The organism is Pseudomonas sp. MM227, from assembly GCF_947090715.1.
GTDB lineage: Bacteria > Pseudomonadota > Gammaproteobacteria > Pseudomonadales > Pseudomonadaceae > Aquipseudomonas > Aquipseudomonas baltica.
Genome location: NZ_OX352319.1, coordinates 3,096,282 through 3,115,148, shown reverse-complemented (window position 1 = coordinate 3,115,148; position 18,867 = coordinate 3,096,282). Strand labels below are relative to the sequence as shown.

Annotated in this window: 14 protein-coding genes; 12 read left to right on the top strand and 2 right to left on the bottom strand. The window is 66.4% G+C overall.

All coding sequences use genetic code 11. The features are described from left to right. Positions 1 to 7 precede the first annotated feature (7 nt). The gene (locus ONG87_RS14005; protein ID WP_264381457.1) at positions 8 to 283 is read left to right on the top strand and encodes a DUF5629 family protein; all 276 of its coding nucleotides are present in this window, start codon (positions 8 to 10) and stop codon (positions 281 to 283) included. 124 nt (positions 284 to 407) lie between these two features. Beyond that, positions 408 to 1,544, top strand: coding sequence for a lactonase family protein (locus ONG87_RS14000; RefSeq protein WP_301335545.1), 1,137 nt, complete (start codon positions 408 to 410; stop codon positions 1,542 to 1,544). Positions 1,545 to 1,601: 57 nt separating this feature from the next. Here the strand turns inward: ONG87_RS14000 and ONG87_RS13995 are convergent, their stop codons facing one another. Next, on the bottom strand, positions 1,602 to 5,234 hold the full coding sequence (locus ONG87_RS13995) for an AAA family ATPase (RefSeq protein WP_264381455.1): 3,633 nt from the start codon (positions 5,232 to 5,234) through the stop codon (positions 1,602 to 1,604). After that, positions 5,231 to 6,472 (bottom strand): exonuclease SbcCD subunit D C-terminal domain-containing protein, encoded by a 1,242-nt coding sequence (locus ONG87_RS13990; RefSeq protein WP_192053113.1) that lies wholly within the window; start codon positions 6,470 to 6,472, stop codon positions 5,231 to 5,233. The genes ONG87_RS13995 and ONG87_RS13990 overlap by 4 nt, the downstream gene beginning before the upstream one ends. Positions 6,473 to 6,670: 198 nt before the next feature. On the opposite strand from ONG87_RS13990, the gene ONG87_RS13985 reads away from it, so the two are divergent. From ONG87_RS13985 to ONG87_RS13940, 10 genes are all read left to right on the top strand, one after another. Next, a complete protein-coding gene (locus tag ONG87_RS13985; protein ID WP_082223535.1) occupies positions 6,671 to 6,760 on the top strand; it encodes a potassium-transporting ATPase subunit F in 90 nt (29 codons plus the stop codon). A 6-nt stretch (positions 6,761 to 6,766) separates the two neighbouring features. Continuing rightward, positions 6,767 to 8,461 carry a potassium-transporting ATPase subunit KdpA gene (gene kdpA / locus ONG87_RS13980; RefSeq protein WP_264381454.1) on the top strand — a complete coding sequence of 565 codons (1,695 nt, stop codon included), beginning with the start codon at positions 6,767 to 6,769 and terminating at the stop codon, positions 8,459 to 8,461. 10 nt (positions 8,462 to 8,471) lie between these two features. Next, the gene (kdpB, locus tag ONG87_RS13975) at positions 8,472 to 10,526 is read left to right on the top strand and encodes a potassium-transporting ATPase subunit KdpB (RefSeq protein WP_264381453.1); all 2,055 of its coding nucleotides are present in this window, start codon (positions 8,472 to 8,474) and stop codon (positions 10,524 to 10,526) included. Between the two features lie 16 nt (positions 10,527 to 10,542). Next, positions 10,543 to 11,103 carry a potassium-transporting ATPase subunit KdpC gene (kdpC, locus tag ONG87_RS13970; RefSeq protein WP_264381452.1) on the top strand — a complete coding sequence of 187 codons (561 nt, stop codon included), beginning with the start codon at positions 10,543 to 10,545 and terminating at the stop codon, positions 11,101 to 11,103. A 15-nt stretch (positions 11,104 to 11,118) separates the two neighbouring features. Beyond that, a complete protein-coding gene (locus ONG87_RS13965; protein ID WP_264381451.1) occupies positions 11,119 to 13,755 on the top strand; it encodes a sensor histidine kinase KdpD in 2,637 nt (878 codons plus the stop codon). A gap of 2 nt (positions 13,756 to 13,757) precedes the next feature. Further along, positions 13,758 to 14,480, top strand: coding sequence for a response regulator (locus ONG87_RS13960; protein ID WP_264381450.1), 723 nt, complete (start codon positions 13,758 to 13,760; stop codon positions 14,478 to 14,480). A 105-nt stretch (positions 14,481 to 14,585) separates the two neighbouring features. Further along, positions 14,586 to 14,864, top strand: a complete 279-nt coding sequence (locus ONG87_RS13955) for a hypothetical protein (RefSeq protein ID WP_122476107.1) — start codon at positions 14,586 to 14,588, stop codon at positions 14,862 to 14,864. Between the two features lie 77 nt (positions 14,865 to 14,941). Beyond that, positions 14,942 to 15,859 carry a MoxR family ATPase gene (locus ONG87_RS13950; RefSeq protein WP_122476106.1) on the top strand — a complete coding sequence of 306 codons (918 nt, stop codon included), beginning with the start codon at positions 14,942 to 14,944 and terminating at the stop codon, positions 15,857 to 15,859. Further along, positions 15,856 to 16,812: a DUF58 domain-containing protein gene (locus ONG87_RS13945; protein ID WP_264381449.1), complete on the top strand. Its 957-nt coding sequence runs from the start codon at positions 15,856 to 15,858 to the stop codon at positions 16,810 to 16,812. Before ONG87_RS13950 ends, ONG87_RS13945 begins: the two co-directional genes overlap by 4 nt. Then, entirely contained in the window at positions 16,809 to 18,794 is a 1,986-nt protein-coding gene (locus tag ONG87_RS13940) for a DUF3488 and DUF4129 domain-containing transglutaminase family protein (RefSeq protein ID WP_264381448.1), read from the top strand. Before ONG87_RS13945 ends, ONG87_RS13940 begins: the two co-directional genes overlap by 4 nt. Positions 18,795 to 18,867 lie beyond the last annotated feature (73 nt).

Below are 18,867 nucleotides of genomic sequence, written 5' to 3'. Positions count from 1 at the left end.
TCCGACCATGAGTCTGCCTATCGCGCTGCAAACCTGCGACATGCTGCTGATCGACACCCTGCACGCCTTCGATTTTTCCTTCGACGAGGAGCACACCCTGCACATCCAGTGCATGGACGGCCGCGAACTCAAGCGCTGGCAGTTCACCCTGCAAGAACAGCAGGTCGCCCAGCCCGGCGCCGAACCGAACAGCTTCGTCATCAGCCAGGCCGGCGTGTCTCACCAACTGACGTGCCTCAGCGCGTTTTCGGCCCGCGACGAAGAAGATGAAACCCAGGCTTGAACGCGGCGGTCTCTAGAGTCCGATCCACGTTCGCTCCTGCTGCCGCTACAACACTCGGTGCCACGAAAAATCGGCCACTCACAACAGGCTCGGAGAGACCTTCATGAAGCGAGTTCTGCTATCTATGCTTGTCAACGGTTTGGTCCTGACCTCACTGCACGCCGGCGCAGCCGAAAAATACGACCTGCTGGTGGGCACCTATACCCAAGGCGCCAGCGAAGGCATCTACCGCTATGCCTTCGACAGCGCTACCGGCCAGATCGAGGCGCAGCCACGGCAAACATTCAAGAGTTCCAACCCCTCCTGGCTGACCTTGTCCCAGGATCAGCGGCGTCTGTTCGTGGTCAACGAAAACGGCCCCGGGCAGAAAGAAGTGGTCGGCAAAGTCAGCAGTTTCACAGTGGGCGGCAACACCCACGAACTCAGCCAGGTCAGCCAGGTGGCCACCCGGGGCGATGAACCGACCCATTCCAGCCTGAGCCAGGACGGGCGCTACCTGTTCGTTTCCAACTATGCCGTGAACGCCAATCCAGGTGGCAGCCTGAGCGTGTTCAAGGTGGCCGAGAACGGCACGCTCAGCGAGGTGGTGCAACAGCTCAAGCACGTTGCCAGCCAGGTGAATCCCGAGCGTCAGGCCGGGCCGCATGTGCATTCGGTGGTATCGCTGCCCTCTGGCAACTACGTCTATGCCAGCGACCTGGGCGCTGACCGGGTGTACGTGTACCGCTACCAGCCCGAGTCTGCCCAGCGTCCACTGGTGCCGGCGCAACCTGCCTCGGTCCAGCTGCCGAACGGCAGTGGCCCGCGTCATCTGCTGTTCAGTCGCGATGGCAAGCACGCCTACCTGACCCTGGAAATGAGCGGCCAACTGGCCATGTTCGACGTCAGGGACGGCAACCTGGTACGCCAGCAACTGCTCGAACTGGGCACGGCCGGCAAGCAAAGCGCCAGCGGCGCGTTGCACCTGTCGGCCGATGGCCGCTTTCTCTATGTGAGCAACCGCGGCACGGCGAATCAGATGCTGGTGTTCAGCGTTGCAGCCGGCAATGGCCAGCTCGAGGAAATCCAGCGCCGTGACGTGGACGGCGATCATCCGCGTGAATTCACCCTCGACCCTACCGGCCACTTCCTGTTGATCGCCAACCAGAAAAGCAACCAGATCACCGTGCTCAAGCGCGATGCGAGCACCGGCATGCTGGGTGAGACGGTGCAGCGCTTCGCGCAGGATGCCCCCTCGGACGTGAAATTCCTGACACGGTGATGGTCGTCCGTTGACCCCCGGCTGCGCGGCAGTGCGCGCAACCGGGGGAACGCCGCCTCAGCCTGTGACCTGCACGCTGCTCAAGCCGTTGCCCAGGCGCCGCACCTGAATCTGCACCGGAATGCGCTCGTGCATCTCCTGCACGTGGGAAATCACTGCCACCTTGCGGCCCTGCGCCTGCAGGCCGTCGAGGGCGTCCATGGCCAGCTGCAGCGACTCGGGGTCGAGGCTGCCGAAGCCTTCGTCGATGAACAGCGACTCGATGCGCAGTGTGCTCGAGGCCATCGACGCCAGGCCCAAAGCCAATGCCAGTGAAACCAGAAACGTTTCCCCGCCCGACAACGAATGCACCGAGCGCAGTTCGTCGCCCATTTCCGTGTCCAGCACCAGTAACCCGAGCATGCTGCCGCCGCGCTTGAGCCGGTAGCGCCGCACCAGTTGGCGCAGTTGCACGTTGGCGTGGTGCACCAGCAAATCGAGGTTGTAGGCCTGGGCAATCTTGCGGAAGCGATCGCCCTCGGCCGAGCCGATCAGCGCCGCCAGTCGCGCGCAGCGCTGGTAGAGCGCATCGGCCTCGGCAATCTGCGTCTGCAGGGCCTGGTTGGCACCGTGCCGGCGCTGGTCTTCGGTCTGCCGGGCGCGCAGTTCGGCGCAGTGATGTTCCTGCCGTTCGGCGTCCAGCAGCAGGGCGGCGTGTTGTGCGTCCAGTGCTTCGACGCTGGCTATCGCGTCGAGCTCTGCGCGATGGGCCTGCTGGCGCTGTTCGCGTTCGTGCAAGCGGATGCGCGCCTGTTCCAAGGCCTTTTCCGTGGTTTGCAGGCGGCTGCGCAGCTCATCGACCTGGGCTTCATCGATGGCGAGCAGTGCCCGCAACCCATCGTCGTCCAGTTGCGGACGCTGCTCGCGCCAGGCGTGCAGGGCTTGCTGCACGTCGGCCAGGGCTCGCTGCAGTTGGGCCTGCTGCTGAGTGTCGGCCTCCAGGGCGCTGGCGGTCTGCACTGTCTGGGTTCGTAGATCCTGTTGCTGGCGGTCGACTTGCCGTTCCTGCTCGCGCGCCGTCTCGACCTGATCGTGCAAGGCCGTCTGCCAGGCGGCAGCCTGGGCATGCTCGCCCAGCAATTCGCGCAGCCGTGCTTCGCAGGTCTGCAGGTGCGTGGACAGTGCCGCGACCCGCTGGCGTTGCTGCTCGCAGTCGGTTTGGTGCCGCGCATGCTCGCTGCGGGCCTGCTCGATGCGGCGCGCGCGGGTGTCGAACTCGGCCTGTTCCTCGTCCCGTTGCTCGATCTGTGCCAGACGCTCGCCGATGCTCTGCTCCAGCGCCATGAACGTCTGTGCCGGTTGCTCGCGCAGGGCCTGCAGACGAGCGGCGGGCAACTGGCTGGCCAACGCCTGCAGCTCTTCGTCGAGCCGTTGCCGGTCGGCGTCAACGTGGGCCTGATGCGCCTGCAGCGTCTGCCGCGCCTGCTGGCTGGTTTCCCCGGCTTGCGCCACGGCACGCTGCAAGGTGGTTGCCTGCTGTTGCAAGGCCAGCAGGCTGTTCTGCTGCCGTTCATCCTCATCGATCAGGCGAGTGTGGCTGGCCACGGTGTCGCGCAGCCAGTCATCCGCCTGCTTGGCGTCGGCAAGGGCAGGGTAGAGCGGATGCCGGGCCAACTCGGCGCCATCCGGCTGGTCGAGCAATTGTTGCTCCTGCGCCTTGAGCTGCTTGTGCTGCTCGATCAGCGCGCCGACTTCGGTACGCAGCTCGATCAGGCGTTCGGACAGCGGCTTCAGCGCAGCGCGCGCGCGTTGCTCTTCATCGTCATCGTGCGCCGATAGCGCCTGCAACAGCGCCTCGGGAGCGTGATAGGGGTGCTCGACACTGCCACAGACCGGGCAGGGCTGTTCGGGCTGCAACCGTTCGCGCAACTGTTCGACGCTTTCGCTGCGGGCCAGTCGCTGGCGTTCGAGCAGTTGCAGGGTCAACGTCAGGGCTTGCTCGGCCTGTTCGTGGGCCGCGCGGACCTCCAGCCCCTGCGCGGTCAGTTGCTCGCGCCGGGCCAGCAAGGTGGCCTGCTGCTGGCGTCCTTGTTCAAGACGTTCCTGGACAGCGTTGCGCCGCTGCCACAGCCGTTCCAGTTCCTGTACACCGCGCAGCGCCAGGCGTTGCTGTTGCAGACGTTGGGTCAGTTGCTGCAAGCGCTCAGGCAGCACCTCGACGCCGCACGGGGCATGCTGAAAGACGCGGGCAAGGTCCGTTTGATGCGCTTCCAGGCTCGTCTGTGTGGCGTGTGCCTGCGCCTGCAAGTCTGGCAGCTCGGTCTGACCCTGGCGCAGGCGACTGCTCAGCGTCACCACGTGCTGCAGGCGTGGCAGGTAGGCGTTCCAGGTGGTGGCCAGCGGTGCCAGCTCGGCGCTGCGTTCGAGCGAATCGGCGACCTGCTGCAGGCGTTTGCCAGTCTCGGCCTGTTGCTGCTCCATGCCCAGCAACGCCTGCGCCCCGGACGAAAGCTGCCGCTCGGCTTCGGCCAGCGCCGGACTCAGGGGTTCTAGCTCGGCCTGCAATCGGCTCCGGTTCGACTGCTCGTCGAAGGCCTGCTGCAACCGGGGCTGCGCTTCGGCCTGTTGCGCCAACGCCTGTTGCAGCGTGCGCTCGGCCTGTTCGCGTTGCTCGTCCAGTTGCTGGCGCTGCAGCGCTTGCTGTTGCTGCCGCGAACGCGACAGCTCGATGCGTTCGGCCAAGGGCAGGAGTTGGGTGCGCACTTCCTGCTCGCGGCCGAACAAGTAGCGTTGCGGTGCCAGTTGTTCGAGCATGTGCAGTTGCAAACGCTGCTCGGCGCCTGCTTCCCACGCCTGGGACGCGTCTTCCACCTGCTGCCGTGCCGCCTGGCAGTCGTCGGTCAGGCGCTGGTCTTCGCGGTGCCACTCCTGCTGCCGTTCCACCTCCTTGAGGCGCGCTTGCTGCTGGCGCAGTTGCTCGCTGGCGCTCTGGAACTCCAGGTCCAGGGCCGCACGGGCCTCGACCGCCAGTGGCGCGATACCGGTGGCCTGGTCCTGCCAGTGCTTGAGCTGCTCGCGGGCGTCGCGGCTCTTTTCGAAGGCGCGCTTGCCCAGGCGCGTGTACAGCGCCGTGTCGGTAAGCTTTTCCAGCAGCTCGCTGCGCTCGTTGTCATCGGCCTTGAGGAAGGCACTGAACTCGCTCTGCGCCAACATCACCGCACGGGTGAACTGTTCGAAGTTGAGCCCCAGGCGAGCCTCGAGCAGTTGCTTGTATTCACCTTTCTGGCTGGCCAGCAGTTGGTCGTTGTCCAGGTCGCGCAGCGACTGCCGGCTGTTCTGCAACTTGCCGCCGGGTTTGTCCCGTGCGCGGTTGGCTTCCCAGCGCGCGCGATAGCGACGACCGTCGACGCCGAGGAAATCCACTTCCGCGTAGCCTGCCCCGGTACCACGACGCAACAAGGTGCGCGGGTCGTAACTGCCGATCTCGCCATCGGCGTCCGGCACCTTGGCGCTCTGCGACGCGTTGCCCAGGCGCGGCACGGCGCCGAACAAGGCCAGGCACAGGGCATCGAGCAAAGTGCTCTTGCCCGCGCCAGTGGGGCCAGTAATGGCGAACAGACCAGCACTGGCCAGTGGTTCGGCAGTGAAATCCAATTCGAACGGGCCGGCCAGCGAGGCCAGGTTCTTCAGGCGAATGGCCAGGATCTTCATGGGGTTTCGCCCTCCAACTGCACTTCCTGCAACAACCGAGCAAAGTCATCCAGGGTCTGTTCGTCCACCTCGCTGCCATAACTGTCCAGCCAGGCGCGGCTGAACAGTTCGTGGGGGCTGAGCTGATCCAGTTCGATCAAGGCACCGACGTCTTCGTTGTCGGCGTTGGCGCGCCCGGCGTACTCGGCGGCGATCCGCACCAGACGCACGGCCTTGCCTTGCAGGGCGGTTTCGATGTGCTGGCGCAGGTCCGGTTGTGGCTCGTCGAGTACCACTCGCACTTCCAGCCAGGGATAGCCCAGGAGGTCGGCCAACAGGTCCACGTCCGGCAGTTGCTGTAACTGTTCGCGCACCTGCGGCAAGGGCGCCGGGCCGATGCGCAGCAGGTCGACGGCGCGTGGGATGAGGATCGGTTCCACACTCACCAGTTGCTCGCCAGCGCATTCGATCTCGAGGATCTGATGCGGGTATTCGATTTCGGAAAATGACAGCGGGATGGGTGAACCGCTGTAGCGAATGCGCGATTCGCCGTTGACCTTCTGCGGCTTGTGCAGATGGCCCAAGGCAACGTAGCTGATGCTGGCATCGAACAGGCTGGCCGGCAGGGCCTCGGCGCTGCCGATCACCAGGCTGCGCTCGGACTCCATCGACACCGAACCGCCGGCCATGTGCGCATGGCTGATGGCAATCAGCGCCTGCCCCGACGAGCGTCGGGCATTGGCGGCGGCAATCAGCATTTCGTGCACACGGGCGATGCCCTGCAGGTAATCCTCGCCCAGGGCTGCGCCGGTCACCTCGGCAGGGCGCAGGAAGGGCAGGGCCAGGCACCAGGCTTGCACTTCGCCCTTGGCATCGGGCAGCGGCAGCAACAGCCGTTCGCTGTCGAGGCGGCCATCCTCGAGCCACATCACCCGGCCCAGCGCATGGGTGCGCAGGCGGCGCATCAACGGCCCAGGCAGTTCAATGCGCGAACCCGAGTCATGGTTGCCGGCGATCATCACGATGGTCAGCTGCGGCTGCTGCTCGTGGGCGCTGACGATGAAATTGTACAAGCGCTCCTGGGCGCGCACGGGCGGGTTGACCGTGTCGAAGATATCGCCTGCCACCAGCAGCACGTCGGGTTGGCGCTCGGCGAGCTGGCGCAGCAACCAGCGCAGGAAGCTTGCGTGTTCGAAGTCGCGCTCCTGACCGTGCAGGCTTTGGCCGAGGTGCCAGTCGGAGGTGTGGAACAGGCGCATGAAGGCTCCAGGGGGCAGGGAAGGCCGCCATGATAGCCGTTCGGCCCCGGCGTTCCCATGCGCCGCGCTGGGCAGGATGTGACCCACCGATCTTTACGCGTTCTTTACGGCGACGCCGGGGTATCGATCTCGCGCCTTTACGCCCAAGCCTTGGAGAATGTCGACAAGCGGCGCCCGCCGTGCCTGGAGATATTGCTCATGTCTGTTCTGGACGGCCTGTTCCTGCTGCTGGCCATCGGCTTGTTCGTGTACCTGCTCGTCGCCCTCTTGCGCGCCAGTGGAGGCTAGTCGGTCATGCACAGTCACGATTTCGCACTGATAGCGGCCTTCCTCGCCCTGGTGTTGCTGCCCGCGCCCTGGCTCGGACGTTTCTACTACAAAGTCATGGAAGGCCAGCGCACCTGGCTCAGCGTACCGCTGCAGCCGGTGGAAAGGCTTTGCTACCGGTTCGCCGGTATCGACCCGCAACAGCAGCAGAGTTGGCAGCGCTACGCCCTGGCTCTGCTCGCCTTCAATCTGGCCGGGTTCGGCGTGTTGTTCGCCCTGCTCATGCTGCAAGGCTACCTGCCGCTCAATCCCCAGCACCTGCCTGGCCAGGAGTGGACCCTGGCGTTCAACACCGCCGTCAGCTTCATGGCCAACACCAACTGGCAGGCCTACAGCGGCGAAACCTCGCTCAGCTACCTCAGCCAGATGGCCGGGCTGGGTGTGCAGAATTTCCTCAGCGCCGCAACCGGCCTAGCCGTGCTGGTAGCGCTGTGTCGCGGCATCAGCCGGCGCTCGGCCAGTACTCTTGGCAACTTCTGGGTCGATGTGACCCGCGCCACTTTGTATGGCCTGCTGCCGCTGGCGCTGCTGCTGGCCGTGTTCCTCCTATGGCAGGGCGTGCCGCAGACGTTCGCCCCGTACGTGGACGCGCTGACCCTGCAAGGCAACGCGCAGACCATCCCGCTCGGCCCGGCTGCAAGCCAGATCGCCATCAAGCAGTTGGGCACCAACGGCGGCGGATTCTTCGGGGTCAACTCGGCGCATCCGTTCGAGAATCCCACGGCGTGGAGCAATCTGTTCGAATTGGCAGCCATTCTGACCATCCCGGCCGCCCTGGTCTTCACCTTCGGTCATTACGTCAAGGACCTGCGCCAGAGCCGGGCGATTCTGGCCTGCATGCTGACCCTGTTGCTGCTGGGCATCGGCTTGTCGCTGTATGCCGAGCAGCAACCCAACCCGCTGCTGGACAGCGCCATGGTCGAGCAGGCCGCTCCGCTGGAAGGCAAGGAAAGCCGCTTCGGCACCACGGCCAGTGTGCTCTGGTCGGTGACCACCACGGCCGCCTCGAACGGTTCGGTCAACGCCATGCACGACAGCCTCAACCCGCTCTCCGGGATGGTCGCTCTGGTCAACATGATGCTCGGCGAGGTGATTTTCGGCGGGGTTGGCGCCGGTCTCTACGGCATGCTGCTCAACGTGCTGCTGACCGTGTTCCTGGCCGGACTGATGATCGGTCGAACCCCCGAGTACCTGGGCAAGAAGCTGCAGGCACGCGAGGTCCGCTGGCTGGTGGCGAGCCTGCTGGTGATGCCGGTCGGCGTGCTGGTGCTCAGCGCCATCGCCGTCAGCCTGCCGGGGCCGGCGAGCGCCGTGAGCAATCCGGGCCCCCATGGCTTCACGCAGTTGCTGTATGCCTACACCTCGGCCAGCGCCAACAACGGTTCGGCCTTCGCCGGCCTGTCCGCCAACACCGCCTTTCACAACCTGATGCTGGGCCTGGGCATGCTGATCGGGCGCTTCGGCTACATCCTGCCGGTACTTGCCCTGGCCGGGGCGCTGGCCAGCAAGAACGCCAGTGCGCCCAGCGCCGACAGCTTCGCCACCCATGGCCTGCTGTTCATCACCCTGCTGACCGTGACCCTGCTGATAGTGGGCGGCCTGACTTTCCTGCCGGTGCTGGCCTTGGGGCCGATCGCCGAGCACTTGAACCTGCATTTCTGAGGCCTGGACAATGAACCGATCGACCGTTGCCGCTGCCACGCAACCATCACCGCCCGCCGGGGCCACCCTGAGTGCCTTGTGGCGACCGGCGCTGCTGCAGGCCTTCGTCAAGCTCGACCCGCGGCGACTGCTGCGCAGCCCTGTGCTGTTGGTGGTGGAGTTGTGCGCCGTACTGACCACTGGCCTGTGCCTGCTGCCCGACCCGGCGGTGCCGGCCGCGGTCGCCGTACAGATCGCCGTGTGGCTGTGGTTCACCCTGCTGTTCGCCAATTTTGCCGAAGCCTTGGCCGAGGGCCGCGGCAGGGCGCGCGCCGACAGCCTGAAAGCGGGCAGCCAGGGCTTGCAGGCACGCCGACAGTGCGCTGACGGCAGTTTCGAAACCGTCGCCGCCACTGTGCTGCGCAAGGGCGATGTGGTGCGCGTCGAAGCCGGGCAGATGATTCCCGGCGACGGCGAGGTGCGCGAGGGCATCGCTGCGGTCAACGAGGCCGCCATCACGGGCGAATCGGCGCCGGTGATCCGCGAGTCGGGCGGCGATCGCTCGGCGGTCACCGGCAACACCCTGGTGGTGTCCGACTGGCTGCTGATCGAGATCAGCACCGACCCCGGCGAATCGACCCTGGACCGGATGATTGCGCTGGTGGAAGGTGCGAAGCGCCAGAAGACCCCCAACGAAGTGGCGCTGGACATCCTGCTCATCGGCCTGACCATGGTCTTCCTGCTGGTGGTGGTGACCCTGCAGCCCTTTGCCCGCTTCTCCGGGCACAGCTTGCCCCTGGTGTTCCTCCTGGCACTGCTGGTGACGCTGATTCCGACCACCATCGCCGGCCTGCTGTCGGCCATCGGCATCGCCGGCATGGACCGCCTGGTGCGCCTCAACGTCGTGGCCAAGTCCGGGCGCGCGGTGGAAGCGGCCGGCGACGTCCATGTGCTGCTGCTCGACAAGACCGGCACCATCACCTTCGGCAACCGCCGGTGCAGCGCTTTGTACGCCGCCCCCGGCGTCAGCGATGCGCAGATGGCCGAATGTGCGCTGTTGGCTTCGCTGGGCGATGAAACGGCGGAAGGGCGTTCGGTGGTCGAGTTCATCCGTCCGGTGTTCAGCGTCGACGAGCCGCCCGCCGAGCGCTGGCAGTCGGTGCCGTTCAGCGCGCAGACGCGCCTGTCCGGCGTCGACCTCGACCAGCAGTGCTACCGCAAGGGCGCAGTCGACTCGCTGCTGGCCTACATCGGCCAGTCCAGGGCGCAGCTTCCGGCCGCACTGGCCGACCATATCGAGCGCATCGCGCAAAGTGGCGGCACGCCGCTGCTGGTGTGCCGCGACCGGCAATTGCTGGGCGCAATCCACCTCAAGGACGTGGTCAAGCCGGGCATTCGCGAGCGCTTCGAGCAATTGCGCAAGCTGGGTATCCGCACCGTGATGGTGACCGGCGACAACCCGCTCACAGCGGCGGCCATCGCCGCCGAAGCCGGCGTCGACGATGTGCTGGCCGAGGCCACGCCGCAAAAGAAACTGGCGCGCATTCGCCAGGAACAGGCCGATGGGCGGCTGGTGGCGATGTGTGGCGATGGCGCCAACGACGCACCGGCGCTGGCCCAGGCCGACGTCGGCGTGGCAATGAATGACGGTACCCAGGCTGCACGCGAGGCGGCCAACATGGTCGATCTGGACAGCGACCCGACCAAGTTGCTGGACATCGTGCGCATCGGCAAGGAACTGTTGGTCACCCGCGGCGCGCTGACCACCTTTTCCATCGCCAACGACGTCGCCAAGTATTTCGCCATCCTGCCGGCACTCTTTGCCGCGGTGTATCCGTCCCTGGGCGTGCTCAACGTGATGAACCTGGCCAGCCCGCAAAGCGCGATCCTTTCGGCCATCGTCTTCAACGCCTTGATCATCATCGTGTTGATTCCCCTGGCCCTGCGCGGTGTGCGGGTGCAGGCCAACAGCGCTGCGCAGTTGTTGCGGCGCAACGTGCTGATCTATGGCCTGGGTGGCCTGGTGGTGCCCTTCATCGGCATCAAGGCCATTGACCTCGTCCTCACTGCATTGCATCTGGTCTGACCCTGGAGCTTGAATGATGAACAGTTTGTTGCGTCCGGCCTTGAGCCTGATTCTGTCGATGACCCTGCTCACTGGCGCGGCCTATCCACTGCTGGTGTGGGGGGTAGGCCAGTTGGCATTCTCTACCCAGGCCAACGGTAGCCTGGTGCGCGATGCGCAGGGCGAGGTGCGCGGTTCCGCTTTGCTCGCCCAGGCCTTTACCGATGAGCGTTGGTTTCATTCACGGCCTTCGGCGGCGGACTACGCCACACTGGCCAGCGGTGCGAGCAACCTGGCGCCGAGCAATCCCGCACTGGGCACTCGCGTGCTGGCGCAGGCCGATGAACAGTTCGATGCGCAGCAAGGTCCGGTTCCGCTGGCGCTGTTGACCACCTCGGCCAGCGGCCTGGACCCTCATCTGCCACCGGCGGCGGTGAACTACCAGGTGCCACGGGTGGCGCGCGAGCGCGGCCTGGCCGAGTCGACCCTGCGCGCGCTGGTGCAGGCACATACCGAATCTCCCCTCATCGGGCCGGCCGTGGTCAACGTACTGGCTTTGAACCAGGCGCTGGATCGGCTACCGTCGCAGTCCCGATGATGACGAGCCTGCGCCATGAGTGATTCCGGCCGCGCCGATGCCTTGCTGGCCGCCTTGCCCAGCGCTGGGCGTGGGCGTTTGAAAGTGTTCCTGGGGGCCGCCCCCGGCGTCGGCAAGACCTACGCCATGCTGCAGGCCGCCCATGCCCGTCAGCGTCAGGGCATCACCGTACTGGCCGCGGTGGTACAGACCCACGGTCGTGCAGAAACCGAAGCGCTGCTGGTCGGCCTGCCTCAGCAGGCGCTGCTGCGTTGCCAGTACCGCGACGTGATGCTGGAGGAAATGGACCTGGACGCGGTGCTCGCTGCCCGCCCGGCCCTGGTGCTGGTCGACGAACTGGCGCACAGCAATGCCCCCGGCAGCCGCCACGCCAAGCGCTGGCAGGACGTGCAGGAGCTGCTCGCCGCCGGTATCGACGTCTACACCACGGTCAACGTGCAACACCTGGAAAGCCTGAACGACCAGGTCCAGACCATCACCGGCGTGCAGGTGCGCGAAACCCTGCCCGACTGGGTGGTGCAGGAAGCCGACGATCTGCTGCTGATCGACCTGCCGCCGCGCGAGCTGCTCGAACGCCTGCGCGAGGGCAAGGTGTACGTGCCCGAGCAGGCGCGGGCGGCCATCGACGCGTTCTTCACCCAGACCAATCTCAGCGCCCTGCGCGAGCTGGCCATGCAAACCGCGGCGGCCCAGGTCGACGACGATCTGCACGAAGGTTATCGCAGCCTCGGCCAGCAGGCGCCCAGCGTCCGGGGACGGCTGCTGGTGGGCATTGCCGGCGACGAGCAGGCCGAGCGCCTGGTGCGCCACGCCAGCCGCGTCGCGCGTCGCCGCCATCTGCCTTGGTCGGTGGTCCATGTGGATAACGGCGCGCTGCTCGACGAAGCGGCGCGCCAGCGCCTGCAGCTGGCCCAGCAGATGGCCGAACGCCTGGGCGGCGAGGTGGTGGAGCTGCGCGATGCGGAAGTGGCCAGGACCTTGCTGCAGCATGCCGCCGACCGTCGCGCCAATCTGGTGCTGGTCGGCCAGTCGCGTCGACGCCGCTTCGGCGCGGGCCTGGCCGAGCGCTTGCTGCGCCAGCCCAGCGGCATCGAGATCAACGTACTGGCGCGGACTCAAGAACATGCGCCGCAACCCCGCCGTGCGCGGCCCGTTGGACGCTGGCGCGAATATGCCCTGGCGCTGACCGCCACGCTGCTGGCCAGCGGGCTGGCCTGGGCGGTGGCGCAGGTGCTGGACCTGCCCAACATCTCTCTGGTGTTTCTCGCCGCTGTGTTGCTGGTGGCGGTACGCAGCAGCCCGGGGCCGGCGCTGAGCTGCGCCGCGTTGTCGTTCCTGGCGTACGACTTTCTGTTCATTCCGCCCAACTTCTCCCTGAGCATCCAGCGTCAGGAAGACGTCTTGACCCTGCTGTTCTTTCTGCTGATGGCGGCGCTCACGGGCAATCTGGCGGCACGCCAGCGTCAGCAACTCAGTGCCCTGCGCGAAACCCAGGCGCACACCGCGCAGCTGCTGGAGCTGTCCCGTCTGCTGGCGGCGGCGACCGACCGCCAAGCGGTGTTCAGCGCTGCCGCGCAGCACCTGCACGGTTGGCCTGGGCTGGACATCTGTCTACTCGAGCGCGGCGAGCAGGGCTGGAAGGTGGCCCACAGCAACACAGCGCAGTTCTCGACCACCGAACTGGCCGCCGCGCAGTGGGCCGGCAACCATGCCCAGCCGGCTGGGCTGGGCACGGCGACGTTGCCCGCCGGGCGCTGGTGGTGGTTGCCGCTGACCCTGGAAGGGCAGGTGCTGGCGCTGCTGGCGGTGAGCGAGCGACAGCCCGGGCGGCTCGACGGCCATGGCCGACGCTTGCTCGAGGCCCTGGTGCAGCCGGTGGCCCAGGCCCTGGCGCGGGCCAACCTGGCCCAGGATCTGGAGGCGGCGCGCCTGCACGGTGAAACCGAACAGTTGCGCAGTGCCTTGCTGGCCTCGGTGTCCCATGACTTGCGCACACCGCTGACGGCCATGCGCGGCAGCATCGACAGCCTGCTGGCCCTGGACACGGCGCTGGCGCCGGACGATCGCCAGGCCTTGCTCGAAGTCACCCGTGACGAAGCCGAGCGCCTGGACCGCTACATTCAGAACCTGCTGGACATGACGCGCCTGGGCCACGGCGCGCTCAAGCTGGCTCGGGACTGGGTGGCAGCCGGCGATATCGTCGCCAGCGCCGTGGCTCGGCTGCGCGCACCCCTGGCGCCGTTGCAGGTCCAGGTGCAGGTGCCTGCGCAACTGCCCTTGCTGCATGTGCATGCGGCGCTGATCGAGCAGGCCTTGGTCAATGTGCTGGAGAATGCCGCTCGGTTCTCGCCGCTGGGCGGGCGCCTGCAGGTGTCGGCCAGCGTGCGCGACGACAGCCTGGTGCTGGCGGTCAGCGACGAGGGCCCCGGCATTCCCGAAGCCGAGCGGGCGAAGATATTCGACATGTTCTACACCGCGGCCCGGGGTGATCGGGGCGGGCAGGGCACGGGGCTGGGCCTGGCGATCTGTCAGGGCATGGTTGGCGCCCATGGCGGTCGTGTCGAAGTGACCAGCGGCATCGATGGCCAAGGCACCTGCATCGCCTTATGCTTGCCATTGCGCGCTCAACCGGGCGCAGACCCGGACACCTGAGCATGAACCTTTCCAGCACCTCTGGGGCCAGCAACGCCCTGGCCAACACACTTCTGGTCATCGACGACGAGCCGCAGATTCGCAAGTTCCTGCGCATCAGCCTGGCATCACAGGGCTACAAGGTGATCGAAGCGGGCACTGGCGCCGAGGGCCTGAGCCAGGCCGCGCTGATGCGCCCCGACCTGGTGGTGCTGGACCTCGGTCTGCCGGACATGGACGGCCAGCAGGTGCTCGAGCAATTGCGCCAGTGGAGTGCCGTGCCGGTACTGGTGCTTTCGGTCCGCGCCAGCGAGGCGCAGAAGGTCCAGGCCCTGGACGGTGGCGCCAACGACTACGTGACCAAGCCCTTCGGCATTCAGGAGTTCCTCGCCAGAGTCCGTGCGCTGTTGCGTCAGTCCAGCGGCAGCGAAACCTTGGAGTCTGCCTTGCAATTGGGGCCTCTGCAGGTCGACCTGGCGTTGCGCCGAGTCATCCTCAACGACGCGCCGGTGGCCCTGACCCGCAAGGAATATGCAGTGCTGGCACAACTGGCGCGCCATCCAGGGCGCGTCATCACCCAGCAGCAGTTGCTCAAGGATATCTGGGGCCCCACCCATGTCGACGACACCCACTACCTGCGCATCGTCGTCGGCCACCTGCGCCAGAAGCTGGGCGACGACCCAGCCGCGCCGCGCTTCATCGTCACCGAGCCTGGCGTAGGCTACCGACTGGCAAGCCCGGACTGACGTGCCACTCCCACAATGACAAACCGTGGACCTGGCAATGGCACTTTTTAGATGGCATACCGTCTGACCCAGCATTACCCTGATGTTTTTCCCGAGGTGTCATCAATGAAAGCCTGGATCTGTGTGCCACTGGTGGCACTGGCCTTGAGTGGTTGTGCTGGCAAGACCGCCTACCGCGACAGCTGCGCCACCCAGCTCGATGGTGCCTGGCATGAACTCGATCTGGCCAAGGCCGAGGGCCTGGCCGGAACCGTCAGCTATTCCAAGGCCCTGTCACTGCTCACAGGGGCCAAGACCCAGCAACAGTTCGAAGCCTTCGAAGGTTGCACCAGCAAGGCCGAGAAGGCGCGGTTCTACATTCGTGAGTCACGCGCCGGACGTTGAAGCACGGTAGTCGCCCAAGGTTGCCGCAAGGCGCCGGGCGCGTTCTGCAGACGTAGTATCGACAAGGAGTGTCTGCCATGCGCAGTCGACTGGATGAGTGCCTGCAAGCGGTCAACGAAGTCTTGCTGGGCAAGGAAACCCAGGTCCGCCTGGCGATGACCTGCCTGATCGCCGACGGTCACCTGCTCATCGAGGACCTGCCCGGCATGGGCAAGACCACCCTGAGCCACACCCTGGCCAAGGTGCTGGGCTTGAGTTTCCAGCGCATCCAGTTCACTTCCGATCTGTTGCCCAGCGACATCCTCGGCACTTCGGTGTTCGACAAGGACAGCGGCCGCTTCGTGTTCCACCCCGGGCCGATCTTCGCCGAACTGGTGCTGGCGGACGAAATCAACCGCGCCACCCCGAAAAGCCAGAGTGCCTTGCTCGAGGCGATGGAAGAAGGCCAGGTCACCATCGAAGGCGCCACCCGGCCACTGCCTCAGCCCTTTTTCGTGATCGCCACGCAGAACCCCACGACCCAGGGCGGCACGTTCGCGCTGCCCGAATCGCAGCTGGACCGCTTTCTCATGCGCCTCTCGCTCGGCTACCCGGCCAAGGCCGCAGAGAAAGCCCTGCTGATGGGCGAAGCGCGACGCGATCTGCTGCCGCGCATGAACGCGGTGCTCGATCATGCGCAGTTGGCCGCGCTGCAAGCCCAGGCGCGTGCGGTACGCGCCAGCGACGCCTTGGTGGATTACGTGCTGCGCCTGGTGGAAGCTACCCGCAGCCAACCCCAGTTTGCCTACGGGCTGTCGCCGCGTGGCAGTCTGGCGCTGCTTGCTGCCGCCAAGGCCTGGGCGTTGCTGATCGGCCGCGACTACGTGATTCCCGAGGACGTGCAAGCCGTGCTGCCGTCGGTGGCCAGTCATCGCCTGCGCGAGCGCGCCGACCCCGCCGGACAAGGTGGCGGGGCGCTGGTGCAGTGGCTGCTGCGGGAGGTGCCTGCGCTGTGAAGCGTCTGCTGGCCGAGCGCTGGCGGCGCTGGCAGGTGCGTCGGCTGCCAGCGGCGCCGCGCATCGAGCTGGATCAGCGCCGAATCTTCATCGTCCCCAGCCGCAGCGGAACGGGCTACATCGTCGTCTTGCTGCTGATATTCCTCGCCGCGATCAACTACCAGAACAGCCTGGCCTACGCCTTGGTGTTCCTCCTGGGTGCTGTGTTCGTCGTGGCCATCCTGCACACCTATCGCAACCTCAGTGGGTTGCTCGTCAGTGGCAACGGCGCCACTTCGGTGTTCGTCGGCGAGCAGGCACGCTTTGGCTTGCGCCTGGAAAGCGGCGGCAAGGAGCACCAGGCCATTGGCGTTGGCTGGGATGCCCGGCAACTGCAACGCAGCGACGTTGCCCCCGATCATGTACAGGCGCTGGAATTGAGCCTGCCTACCGAGCGCCGCGGCTGGCTGGTAGCACCGCGCATGCGCGTGGAAACCAGCTTTCCGTTGGGGGTGCTGATGGCCTGGACCTGGGTCGATCTGGGCCAGCGCGTGCTGGTGTATCCCCAGCCCCTGCAAGGCGAAGTGCCAACGCTGCACAGCGAATCGGCCGACATCGAAGACCAGGCGCAGCGTCTGCACGGCCAGGGCGTGGATGATTTCCAGGGCCTCAAGCCATACCAGCCCGGTGATTCCTGGCGGCGCATGCACTGGAAGGCCTGGTCGCGCGGTGAAGGACTGCTGGTCAAGGACTTCGCCGACCTTCGCGGCCAGGAGCTGTGCCTGGACTTCGTGGCACTGGGCGGCGATGTCGAACAGCGCTTGTCGCGGCTCTGCTACTGGGTACTGACCCTGTCCCGCGAGCAGCGACCGTTCGCCTTGCAGCTGCCCGGCAATCGCCTCGACACCGACAGCGGCGATGCTCATCGCGAAGCGTGCCTGCGGGCGCTGGCGCTGTTTGGAGAGCGGCCATGAGTACGCCCGTCGCCATTCCGCGCGTCAGCCTGACCTGGCTCCTGCTGGCACAATCGCTGGTACTGGTACCGCTGTGGTGGCACGTGCCGTTGTGGCTGCTGGGCTTGTGGTTGGGTTGCACGCTGTGGCGCGTGCAGGTGTTTCGCATGCGTGCGCGCTATCCGGGGCGGCTGATCAAGGTGGCGCTGATGCTCGCGGTGGCCGCCGGCGTCTATCTGTCCAGCGGCACCTGGGTGGGCCTGGAGGCCACCGCCGCGCTGCTGGTGGCCGCGTTCCTGCTCAAGCTGCTGGAGATGCAGACCGCCCGCGACGCCCGTGTGGTGATTTTCCTCGGCCTGTTCTGCTTGGCAGTGGCCTATCTGTTCGATGCCAGCCTGGGCTGGGCGCTCTACAGCGTGTTGCCGCTGCTGGCCTTGTTGGCGGCCCTGATCGGTCTGCAGCAGACCCAGCTGATTGCCCGGCCCATGGCGACCTTGAAACTGGCGGGCAGCCTGATGTTGCAGGCACTGCCGCTGATGCTGCTGTTGTTCGTGTTCTTCCCACGCCTGGAACCGCTCTGGTCGCTGCCGCTGCCCAAGCCGGGCCAGGGCGTGACCGGCCTGTCGGAAAGCATGAGCCCGGCCGACGTCGCCCGTCTCAGCCAGTCCGGCGAAGTAGCCTTTCGTGCCAGCTTCGACGGCGCCATTCCGGCCAAGCGCGACCTCTATTGGCGTGCCCTGAGCCTGGATGTCTACGACGGCCGGACCTGGAGCCAGTCGCCGTGGATCCAGACCCAACTGGCAGCGGATTGGCAGCCAACGGGTCCGTCCCTGGATTATCAGATCATCCAGCAGCCCAGCGGCAAGCCCTGGTTGTTTGCGCTGGACCTGGCACGTACCGCGCTGCCCGGCGTGCGCCAGTTGAGCGATGGCCGCCTGCAGCGCCGGCGCCCGGTCGACCAGCCACTGATGTACGCGGTGACGTCGTGGCCGCAGGTGATTCGCGAGCCGCAGCTGGCCGCCCCAGCGCTGCGCACCGCGCTGCAGCTGCCGGCCCAGGGCGATCCGCGCACGCGCCAGTGGGCGCAGGGTCTGCGTGCCCGTTTCGACACGCCTCAGGCACTGGTGGATGAAATGCTGCGGCAGTTTCGCGAACTGCCTTTTCACTACACGCTCAATCCGCCAGTACTGGGCCGCGACAGTATCGACGAATTCATGTTCGACAGCCGGCGCGGCTTCTGCGCCCACTACGCCGGGGCCATGGTCTATGCCTTGCGTGTGGCAGGGGTGCCCGCGCGGGTGGTGGCCGGCTACCAGGGCGGCGAACTCAACCCGGCGGGCAATTACCTGACCGTGCGCCAGTTCGAAGCCCATGCCTGGGTCGAATACTGGCAGGCAGGCACGGGCTGGCAACGGGCCGATCCCACTGCGGCGGTGGCCCCGGCGCGGGTCGAGCAGGGCCTGCAGCAGGCGCTGTCGGCCGACGAGGAATTCCTTGCCGGCTCACCCTTTTCGCCGCTGCGCTACCCTCATTTGACCTGGCTCAACGACCTGCGCCTGCAATGGGACAACCTCAACTACGGATGGCAGCGCTGGGTGCTGGAGTATCAGGGCGAGCGCCAGATCGAATTTCTCGCTCGCTGGTTCCAGGGCCTGCAACGCTGGGCGCTGCCGATCGGCGGGCTGTCGTTCATGCTGCTGGCCAGTGTCTGGCTGCTCAAGCCCTGGCGCCGGCGGGTCGATCCGCAGCTCAAGGAGTTCGCAGCGTTCGAGCGCCTGCTGCGCCGTCGTGGCCTGGTGCGCCATGCCGGCGAGGGCGCCATGGCCTTCGCCGAGCGCGCAGCCGTTCGTTTGCCCGCGCAAAGCGAGGCCATCCTGGCCTTCGCCTACGCCTTCATGGCCCAGCGCTATGGCGGTCGACCGGTTTCGCGCGAGCAATTGCGTGCTGCGCTGACCCGCTTGCGCCGGCAACTGGGCCGTACGGCTGGGCGCGTGACTTCGTAGCGCAGCATGCCTGGACGACCGCTTGAACTGGAAATTGGCCGATATGAAAGCTGCGCGCTGACGCCGAGCTGTC